The organism is Nocardioides sp. CPCC 206348 (assembly GCF_048654705.1).
Taxonomy (GTDB): domain Bacteria; phylum Actinomycetota; class Actinomycetes; order Propionibacteriales; family Nocardioidaceae; genus Nocardioides.
Map to the genome: position 1 here is coordinate 1,845 of NZ_JBMCZA010000198.1, position 6,268 is coordinate 8,112.

A 6,268-nucleotide genomic window follows, 5' to 3' on the forward strand; every position below is an offset into this window, starting at 1 on the left:
TCGGGTGCGTCGCCGGTCGCCGTCGTCGGAGCCGACGGGTCAGCCTTCGGGCTCTCGGCGTCGTTGCAGGCAGACAGGGCGAGCACGGCGACGACAGCGACCACCAGAGACAGGCGGCGGGGACGTGCGACAGGCATGGGTCTCCTCGGATGGGTGCCGCCACAGGGTGCCACGCCCGTGCACGCCTTGGGGCGCGGTGGGAGGGTTTGACCATGACCACGCCCGCAGGACTGTCCGTCGTCGTCGCAGGTTCGTCCGGGTTCCTCGGGAGCCACCTATGCACCGAGCTCGAGGCTCGCGGCCACGAGGTGACCCGACTGGTTCGCCGTGAGGCGCGCGGGCCGGGTGAGTCGACGTGGGACCCGCAGGGCGGCGTCGTGGACGCAGACGTGATCGGCGCGGCCGACGTGGTCGTCAACCTCGCTGGCGCACCCCTGATCGGCAACCCGCACTCGAAGAGCTGGGCCGAGGCCGTGCGCACCAGCCGCGTCGCCACGACGAGCACGATCGCCACCACGATCGCTGCCGTCGCGGAGCCACCCGCGCTGGTCAACGCCTCCGGCGTCAGCTGGTACGGCGACCACGGCTCCGCGGTGCTGACCGAGTCCTCCGACAGTCGTGGTCACGCCCTGCTCACCCGGGTCTGCCGGGAGTGGGAGGCGGCGGCCCAGCCGGCGATCGGCGCCGGCGCCCGCGTCGTACTGCTCCGGACGGCGCCGGTCCAGGACCGCACCAATCCGCCGCTGCAGCAGCAGCGACTGCAGTTCAAGGCCGGACTCGGCGGCCGCCTCGGCAACGGGCACCAGCACACCCCGCTGATCTCCCGGCGCGACTGGGTGGGTGCGGTGGCCTTCCTGGTCGAGCACCCGACTGCGTCCGGCCCAGTGAACCTCTGCTCCCCCACGACGCCGACCAACGCTGACTTCACCAGGACCCTGGCCGGTCTCGTGCACCGACCGGCGTTCTTCGCGGTGCCGTCGCCGGTGCTGAAGGTGGCTGCCGGCGCCATGTCCGACGAGGTCCTCGGGTCGATGAACCTGCGCCCGCAGGCCCTGCTCGACCTCGGCTATCAGTTCGAGGACCCGGACGTCGCCGCCGTGCTCGCCACCGGGCTCTCCTGAGCCGAGGCCAGCAACCACCGGCCGCCGGTCCTGCGGAACACCAGCGTCCGCGTGGACGCCTGGTCACGAGGCAAGGCCTGCCGCCCGCCCGAAGTGACGGCCACTGCACCGACCAGACGATCCGTCACGACCAGCACCAGCCGCCGTTCGCTCCGCTCCCGCAGCTCCACGGCGAGCACCTGCATCGACATCCCCTCGACCCGCAACCCGCGTTCGCGCCAGGCCCGGAGCATGGCGACGTCGGTCGCGCCGGCACGGGAGCCGGCGACGTACAGCCCGGCCAGCACGTCCGGATCACCCGACGACCACGCCGCCGCCCGGGCCCGGTCCCAGTCGCGGAGGACCGCCAGCGAGCTGACCGCGCGCACCACGCTCACCGTCGCGGCCTCGGGAGCCACCACGGCTGCGGGCGCCCTCACCTGCGGCGCCGACGGCGCGGCGCCGCGCAACGCTGCTCCGACGACCAGCGCGCCCACCACCAGCACGCCCACCAGCACGCCCACCAGCACGCCCACCAGCACTGCCGTGCTCGCGAGGAGCCGTCGCGATCCCGAGATCCGCATGCCCTGTTCCTACGCCAGATCGGGCGGACGTGCATCCGGTCATCCACAGGCACCGGAGTAACCTCGGGACCGTGGAGTTCCGTGAGGTCGGCCTCGGCGCCGAAGCACTCGAGTACATGGCCGCGTGGGAGCTCCAGCGGGAGGTCCACGAGAAGGTCGTCGCCGGCACCACGCCCGACACCGTCCTGCTGCTCGAGCACCCGCCCGTCTTCACCGCCGGCAAGCGCACGCTCCCGCAGGACCGGCCCCTGGACCCGGGCGGCGCGGCCGTCATCGACGTCGACCGCGGCGGCCAGATCACCTTCCACGGCCCGGGCCAGCTCGTCGGCTACCCGATCGTCCGGCTGCCCGACCACGTCAAGGTGGTCGACTACGTGCGCCGTGTCGAGGAGGCGCTGATCGCGGTCTGCACCGACTTCGGCGTGACGACCGCGCGCGTTCCCGGTCGCAGTGGCGTCTGGCTCAAGGCCGACGACCGCGGCCCCGAGCGCAAGATCGCGGCCCTCGGCATCCGGGTCCGCCGCGGCGTCACCATGCACGGCTTCTCGCTGAACTGCGACGTCGACCTCGGCTGGTACGACCGCTTCGTCCCGTGCGGCATCAACGACGCCGGCGTCACCTCGCTCAGCCAGGAGCTCGGCCGCGACGTCCCCGTCACCGAGGTCCTCGACGTGGTACGACGACACTTCAGCGAATTGCTGGCGTGGGGCCCCTACGAGGCGACACCGGACTACGAGCCGCGCCCGGACCCGGCGAAGACCGGCGGCGTGGCGCTCCTGAGTTACCCCGCCCGCTGACCCTATACTCGGTATCTATTGGCCGCTCGGGCCACCGGATCCCAAGGGGCCAACGTGAGTGATCTCGTCATCGAGACCAGCGGACTGCGCAAGGAGTTCCGTACCCGCAAGGGCGGCCTGCGGGTCGCCGTACAGAACCTCGACCTGGCGGTTCCCGCCGGCGGCGGCGTGCACGGATTCCTCGGCCCGAACGGGTCGGGCAAGACCACGACCATCCGGATGCTGCTCGGCCTCGCACGCCCGACGCGCGGCACCATGCGGCTCTTCGGCGAGCCGGTGCCCGAGAAGCTGCCCCAGGTGATCGGCCGCGTCGGTGCGGTGGTCGAGTCCCCGAAGTTCTCCCCCAACTTCACCGGCCAGGTCAACCTGCGCCTGCTCGCGGACGCGATCGGCGCACCCCGCTCACGCGTCGAGGAAGCCCTCGCGACGGTGCAGCTCGACGGTCGCGAGAAGGACCGTTACAAGGGGTACTCGCTCGGCATGAAGCAGCGCCTCGCGATCGCCGCGACGCTGCTCAAGGACCCGCAGCTGCTGATCCTCGACGAGCCCACCAACGGCCTGGACCCGGCCGGCATCCGCGAGATCCGCGAGACCATCCGCAGCCTCGGCGAAGCCGGCGTCACCGTGCTGCTGAGCTCGCACATCCTCGCCGAGGTCCAGCAGGTCTGTACGTCGGCCACCATCATCGGCAACGGCAAGCTGCTCGCATCCGGACGCGTCGAGGACCTCCTCGGCAGCAGTACGGCGTTCCGGGTCGTCGTACCGGAAGCCGGCCGGGCGCTGGAGGTGCTCGGCGCGGCCGGGCTGGACGCGACCGCAGAGCAGGACGCGATCCGGGTCGAGACCGAGGACGCCGCGCGGATCACCCAGGTGCTCGGCGAGGCCGGCGTCTGGTTGACGGAGCTGACCCCGCTACGGCCCGACCTGGAGACCTTCTTCCTCGCCCTGACGGACGCCGAGCGACTCGGAGCCGACTCATGAACGCCTTCCTCCGCCTGGTCCGCGTCGAGCTGAGCCGGCTGCTGCACCGCCGGGCCGCACTGGTCCTCGTCGCCGCCTGCCTCATCGTCCCGACGATCATCGGCGTCATCCTCGTCATCGACACCCTCCCGCCGTCGGCAGCCGAGATCGCCCAGGCCGAGCAGCAGATGGAGGCCGAGCGCAACAACCCCGGTTTCGAGGAAGGTGTCACGCAGTGCGTCGCCAACCCCCAGGAATGGGGTGGCTACTCCCCTGACATCGCCCCGGGGTCGGAGGAGGCCGAGAAGGCCTGCCGGTCCGACATGGAGCCGCGGCTCGAGAACTACCTCTACTCCTCGCAGCTCGACCCCGCCCAGGAGCGCGACAGCGGCTCCGGCATCGCGATCACGCTGATCCTCGCGATGGCGATGATGCTCCTCGGCACCACCTTCACCGGCCACGACTGGGCCAGCGGCTCGGTGAGCAACCAGCTGCTGTTCGAGCCGCGACGACTCCGTGTCTGGTTCGCCAAGGCGCTCGTGGTCACCGGGACGGCAGTCGCGCTCGCGACGGTGGTCCTGACGTCGTACTGGCTGGCGATCGGGGCGGTGGCCCGATCGCGTGACCGACTGCCCGACGGCGTACTCCTCGACTGCCTGCAGATGGGCTGGCGCGCGGCCGGCGTCGCCGGTGTCGCGGCGCTGCTCGGGTTCGCCCTGACGATGTTGTTCCGCAGCACCGTGGCCACGCTCGGCATCCTGTTCGGCATCGCCCTGGCCGGCGGGATCCTGCTCGGCGTGCTGGGCGTGGGTGACCGCTGGAACCCGGCGCTCAATGTCGGTGCGGTGATCACCGATGGCATCGAGTACTACGCCGAGGTGCCGTGCTCGCAGAAGGCCATCGAGGAGATGGGCGGCGACTACGGCTACTGCTCCGAGGAACGCACGCTGACCTTCGCGCAGGGCGCCGGCGTCCTCGGTACGGCGGTCGGCGCGTCCTGCCTCGCATCGCTGCTCTGGTTCCGTCGCCGCGACGTCCCGTAGGGCCCCGGCGCGATGCCGGTCCGGCATCGGGTGCGGAGTACCCTGACGAGGTGACTGCTGTTCCCGATGGCCGGAAGCTCCTGCGACTCGAAGTACGCAACGCGGAGACGCCGATCGAACGCAAACCGTCGTGGATCAAGACCACCGCCCGGATGGGTCCGGAGTACACCGCGCTGCAGAAGCTGGTGAAGTCCGAGGGCCTCCACACGGTCTGCCAGGAAGCCGCCTGCCCCAACATCTTCGAGTGCTGGGAGGACCGCGAGGCGACCTTCCTCATCGGTGGTGACCAGTGCACGCGACGCTGCGACTTCTGCCAGATCGACACCGGCAAGCCGGAACCCCTGGACCGCGACGAGCCGCGCCGGGTCGCCGAGTCGGTCCAGAAGATGGGCCTCAAGTACGCCACCATCACCGGCGTCGCACGCGACGACCTGCCCGACGGCGGCGCCTGGCTGTACGCCGAGACGGTGCGTGTCATCCACGAGATGAACCCCGACACCGGCGTCGAGAACCTGATCCCCGACTTCAACGGCATCCCCGAGCTGCTGCAGGAAGTCTTCGAGTCCCGTCCCGAGGTGCTGGCCCACAACGTCGAGACCGTGCCGCGGATCTTCAAGCGGATCCGTCCCGCGTTCCGCTACGAGCGTTCCCTCGACGTGCTGACCCAGGCCCGCGCGTTCGGGCTGGTGACCAAGTCGAACCTGATCCTCGGCATGGGCGAGACCCGCGAGGAGGTCTCGCAGGCCCTGCGCGACCTGCACGGCGCCGGGTGCGAGCTGATCACGATCACCCAGTACCTGCGTCCCTCGCTGCGCCACCACCCCGTGGAGCGGTGGGTCAAGCCGGAGGAGTTCGTCGAGCTCGCGGCCGAGGCCGAGGAGATCGGATTCGCCGGAGTCCTCTCAGGACCGCTGGTCCGTTCGTCGTACCGTGCGGGTCGGTTGTACGGTCAGGCGATGTCCGCGCGCAGCGCGACCGCAGAAGCCACTGCCTGAGGAGACAGCAGCACCCATGTCGAACACCCCTCTCGACCCGTCAACGATGAGCCGCCGCAAGCAGATCGTCGAGACGTACAAGATGGCCCGCAAGGTCGACAAGCCCATCCTGTGGTGGATGATCGGCGCCTTCGTGGTCGCCGGTGGCCTTGCCCTGGCGCTCTTCCGCTTCGTGCTGCCGCACAACGACTCGGTCTTCAGCTGGATCCTTGCCGGCCTCGCGACGTTCCTGGTCGGCCTGCTGGCCGTCACGATCGTGTTCGGCCGCCGTGCCCAGAAGGCAGCGTTCGCCCAGCTCGAGGGCCAGGTCGGCGCCGCCGCCCGCGCCCTGTCGATGCTGCGTCGCGGCTGGGTGCTCGAAGAGGTCGTCGGCTTCACCAAGCAGCAGGACATGGTCCACCGCGTGGTCGGCCCTCCGGGCATCGTCCTGGTCGGCGAGGGCAATGTCGGCCGCCTCAAGCCCCTGATGATCAGCGAGGCCAAGAAGCACGAGCGGGTCGCCGGCGGCTTCCCCGTGCACGAGATCATCGTCGGCAACGACGAGGGCCAGGTCCCGCTGAAGAAGCTGGTCCGCCACGTCCAGAAGCTCGGTCGCCAGGTCAAGCCCGCCGAGATCACCGAGCTCCGCCAGCGCCTGCGCGCCCTGGACGCCCAGCGCCCCAAGGTCCCGATCCCCCGCGGCCCGGTCCCGAACTCGATGAAGGGCCAGCGCGGCAACCTCCGCGGCCGCTGACCCTTCGCGCCGACCGCCACCGTTGGTCGAGGAGGTTGCGCAGCAACCGTCTCGAG

At 70.7% G+C, this 6,268-nt stretch carries 7 protein-coding genes; 6 read left to right on the forward strand and 1 reads right to left on the reverse strand.

The window, feature by feature from the left end; all coding sequences use genetic code 11:
- Positions 1–212 precede the first annotated feature (212 nt).
- Positions 213–1,121: a TIGR01777 family oxidoreductase gene (locus tag ACOADB_RS18415; protein ID WP_378601657.1), complete on the forward strand. Its 909-nt coding sequence runs from the start codon at positions 213–215 to the stop codon at positions 1,119–1,121.
- Here ACOADB_RS18415 and ACOADB_RS18420 read toward each other — a convergent pair.
- Positions 1,070–1,684 carry a hypothetical protein gene (locus ACOADB_RS18420; protein WP_378601659.1) on the reverse strand — a complete coding sequence of 205 codons (615 nt, stop codon included), beginning with the start codon at positions 1,682–1,684 and terminating at the stop codon, positions 1,070–1,072. The genes ACOADB_RS18415 and ACOADB_RS18420 overlap by 52 nt on opposite strands.
- 41 nt (positions 1,685–1,725) lie before the next feature.
- Between ACOADB_RS18420 and lipB the strand changes: the two genes are divergently transcribed.
- The 5 genes from lipB to ACOADB_RS18445 are packed head-to-tail and all read left to right on the forward strand — an operon-like array spanning position 1,726 to position 6,212.
- Positions 1,726–2,481: a lipoyl(octanoyl) transferase LipB gene (lipB, locus tag ACOADB_RS18425; protein WP_378602079.1), complete on the forward strand. Its 756-nt coding sequence runs from the start codon at positions 1,726–1,728 to the stop codon at positions 2,479–2,481.
- Positions 2,482–2,535: 54 nt separating this feature from the next.
- Positions 2,536–3,462: an ABC transporter ATP-binding protein gene (locus tag ACOADB_RS18430; RefSeq protein ID WP_378601661.1), complete on the forward strand. Its 927-nt coding sequence runs from the start codon at positions 2,536–2,538 to the stop codon at positions 3,460–3,462.
- On the forward strand, positions 3,459–4,484 hold the full coding sequence (locus tag ACOADB_RS18435; protein ID WP_378601663.1) for a hypothetical protein: 1,026 nt from the start codon (positions 3,459–3,461) through the stop codon (positions 4,482–4,484). Before ACOADB_RS18430 ends, ACOADB_RS18435 begins: the two co-directional genes overlap by 4 nt.
- A gap of 50 nt (positions 4,485–4,534) precedes the next feature.
- Positions 4,535–5,479 (forward strand): lipoyl synthase, encoded by a 945-nt coding sequence (gene lipA, locus ACOADB_RS18440; protein WP_378601665.1) that lies wholly within the window; start codon positions 4,535–4,537, stop codon positions 5,477–5,479.
- Between the two features lie 16 nt (positions 5,480–5,495).
- On the forward strand, positions 5,496–6,212 hold the full coding sequence (locus ACOADB_RS18445; protein WP_378601666.1) for a DUF4191 domain-containing protein: 717 nt from the start codon (positions 5,496–5,498) through the stop codon (positions 6,210–6,212).
- Positions 6,213–6,268: the final 56 nt, after the last annotated feature.